A 3337-nucleotide genomic window follows, 5' to 3' on the forward strand; every position below is an offset into this window, starting at 1 on the left:
TGGTGGTGTGGACTCTCAAGCGTGAGGTAAGGGCAATTCGTGGATGCCTTGGCATGTACAGGCGATGAAGGACGTGGCACGCTGCGATAAGCGTCGGTGAGGTGTGAGCAACCTTTGACCCGACGATTTCCGAATGGGGAAACCCACCTGATCCGATTATCTCGAGCGTCAGTAATGACGGTCGGGGTAATGGGAGAAAGGTATCACTTAGCTGAATAAAATAGGCTTCGTGAAGCGAACCCGGAGAACTGAAACATCTCAGTACCCGGAGGAAAAGACATCAACCGAGATTCCGTTAGTAGTGGCGAGCGAACGCGGACCAGGCCAGTGCCTGATATTCAACTAGCAGAACACTCTGGAAAGTGTGGCCATAGCGGGTGACAGCCCCGTATGCGAAAGTGATGTATCAGGACTCGAGTAGGGCGGGACACGTGTAATCCTGTCTGAACATGGGGGGACCACCCTCCAAGCCTAAATACTCGTACATGACCGATAGCGAACTAGTACCGTGAGGGAAAGGTGAAAAGCACCCCGATGAGGGGAGTGAAACAGTACCTGAAACGGATTGCCTACAAGCAGTTGGAGCCTCTTTATGGGGTGACAGCGTACCTCTTGCATAATGGGTCTGTGACTTAATGTACCAAGCAAGCTTAAGCCGATAGGTGTAGGCGCAGCGAAAGCGAGTCTGAACAGGGCGACATAGTTTGGTGTATTAGACCCGAAACCCGGCGATCTAGGCATGACCAGGATGAAGGTGGGGTAACACCCACTGGAGGTCCGAACCGATTAACGTTGAAAAGTTACCGGATGAGTTGTGTTTAGGGGTGAAAGGCCAATCAAGCCGGGAAATAGCTGGTTCTCCGCGAAAACTATTGAGGTAGTGCCTCGCATGTTTACCGTAGGGGGTAGAGCACTGGATGGGCTAGGGGGTCGCGAGATCTACCAAACCTAACCAAACTCCGAATACCTACGAGTATAGTGCGGGAGACAGACGGCGGGTGCTAAGGTCCGTCGTCAAAAGGGAAACAGCCCTGACCTACAGCTAAGGTCCCCAAGTCACGTCTAAGTGGGAAAGCATGTGGGAATCCCAAAACAACCAGGAGGTTGGCTTAGAAGCAGCCATCCTTTAAAGAAAGCGTAACAGCTCACTGGTCTAAACAAGGGTTCCTGCGGCGAAGATGTAACGGGGCTCAAGACGTGCACCGAAGCTTAGGGTGTGGATTTATCCACGCGGTAGCGGAGCGTTCCGTAAGCCTGTGAAGCGATCTGGTAATGGGTCGTGGAGGTATCGGAAGTGCGAATGCAGACATGAGTAGCGATAAAGAGGGTGAGATGCCCTCTCGCCGAAAGACCAAGGGTTCCTGCGCAAGGCTAATCCGCGCAGGGTGAGCCGGCCCCTAAGACGAGCCCGAAGGGGGTAGTCGATGGGAACCACGTTAATATTCGTGGGCCTGGTGGTGTGTGACGGATCCCGTGTGTTGTATGCTCTTATCGGATTGAGCATGCTTCGAAGGGGTCCCGGGAAATAGCCCCACCGTATAGACCGTACCCGAAACCGACACAGGTGGTCAGGTAGAGTATACCAAGGCGCTTGAGAGAAGTGTCCTGAAGGAACTCGGCAAATTGCCTCCGTACCTTCGGAAGAAGGAGGCCCTGCTTCTGGGCAACCAGTAGCAGGGGGCACAGGCCAGGGGGTAGCGACTGTTTAGCAAAAACACAGGGCTCTGCTAAGTCGGCTTCAAGACGACGTATAGGGTCTGACGCCTGCCCGGTGCCTGAAGGTTAAGTGGAGGGGTGCAAGCTCCGAAATGAAGCCCAGGTAAACGGCGGCCGTAACTATAACGGTCCTAAGGTAGCGAAATTCCTTGTCGGGTAAGTTCCGACCTGCACGAATGGCGTAACGACTTCCCCACTGTCTCCAGGACATGCTCAGCGAAATTGAATTCTCCGTGAAGATGCGGAGTACCCGCGGTTAGACGGAAAGACCCCGTGCACCTTTACTGCAGCTTCAGAGTGGCATTAGGAAGGAACTGTGTAGAATAGGTGGGAGGCTTTGAAGCATTGGCGCCAGCCGATGTGGAGCCACAATGTGAAATACCACCCTGTTGTTTTCTGATGTCTAACCACGCACCGTCATCCGGTGCTGGGACCCTCTGTGGCGGGTAGTTTGACTGGGGCGGTCGCCTCCCAAAGAGTAACGGAGGCGCGCGAAGGTTGGCTCAGGTCGGTTGGAAACCGACTGTTAGAGTGCAATGGCATAAGCCAGCCTGACTGCGAGACTGACAAGTCGAGCAGAGACGAAAGTCGGTCATAGTGATCCGGTGGTCCCTCGTGGAAGGGCCATCGCTCAACGGATAAAAGGTACGCCGGGGATAACAGGCTGATAACCCCCAAGAGCTCATATCGACGGGGTTGTTTGGCACCTCGATGTCGGCTCATCACATCCTGGGGCTGGAGCAGGTCCCAAGGGTTTGGCTGTTCGCCAATTAAAGTGGTACGTGAGCTGGGTTCAGAACGTCGCGAGACAGTTTGGTCCCTATCTGCCGTGGGCGTCGAAATTTGAGAGGAGTTGACCCTAGTACGAGAGGACCGGGTTGAACATACCTCTGGTGTACCTGTCGTCGTGCCAACGGCGCAGCAGGGTAGCTATGTATGGACGGGATAACCGCTGAAAGCATCTAAGCGGGAAGCCTCCCTCGAGATAAGATTTCATAGGACGGTCGAAGACCACGACCTTGATAGATCGGATGTGGAAGTGCGGTAACGCATGGAGCTAACCGATACTAATTGTCCTGTTCGCGCTTGATGAGTCCCACCATCAATGACAGCCCTGGATGGCTGTCATCCGATGCGGATGATCCTCAAGCCTTGATTACCGGTGCACGGTATCGATTTGAAAAATTTGCGCCCGCACGGGCTCCATTGCCTGGTGGCTATGGCGTCTGTGAACCACCCGATCCCATCCCGAACTCGGCCGTGAAACCAGACTGCGCCGATGGTACTATCGCTCAAGCGATGGAAGAGTAGGTCGTCGCCAGGCATTGCAGCCCGTGCGGCCGCGCAAAAAAACCCATTCACTTTCTTTGTTGGCCTCAGGCGCCGGCGGTCGCATCCGCGACCTTGGCTTTCGCGCCGGTAAGGCGCGGCAGCCGGTCGGCCTTGCGGAGGCTTCGCCTCCGTCCTGATCCCGACACTCTGGTGGCGCGGGATGGAGCAGCCCGGTAGCTCGTCAGGCTCATAACCTGAAGGTCGCAGGTTCAAATCCTGCTCCCGCAACCAGAAATCGCCACAACCCAAAAGCCCGCTCGCCACCACAAATGGCAGCGGGCTTTTTGCG

At 55.2% G+C, this 3337-nt stretch carries 1 tRNA gene and 2 rRNA genes; all 3 read left to right on the forward strand.

Annotated elements, in window-relative coordinates:
- The first annotated feature begins 16 nt into the window (after window positions 1–16).
- The 3 genes from E5A74_RS20665 (at window position 17) to E5A74_RS20675 (ending at window position 3279) form a co-directional block, all read left to right on the forward strand.
- A 23S ribosomal RNA gene (locus E5A74_RS20665) occupies window positions 17–2807 on the forward strand.
- A gap of 118 nt (window positions 2808–2925) precedes the next feature.
- Window positions 2926–3040: ribosomal RNA gene (gene rrf, locus E5A74_RS20670) — 5S ribosomal RNA — on the forward strand.
- Window positions 3041–3202: 162 nt separating this feature from the next.
- Window positions 3203–3279 (forward strand) — tRNA-Met (locus E5A74_RS20675).
- Window positions 3280–3337: the final 58 nt, after the last annotated feature.

Source organism: Sphingomonas naasensis, assembly GCF_004792695.1.
Taxonomy (GTDB): domain Bacteria; phylum Pseudomonadota; class Alphaproteobacteria; order Sphingomonadales; family Sphingomonadaceae; genus Sphingomonas; species Sphingomonas naasensis.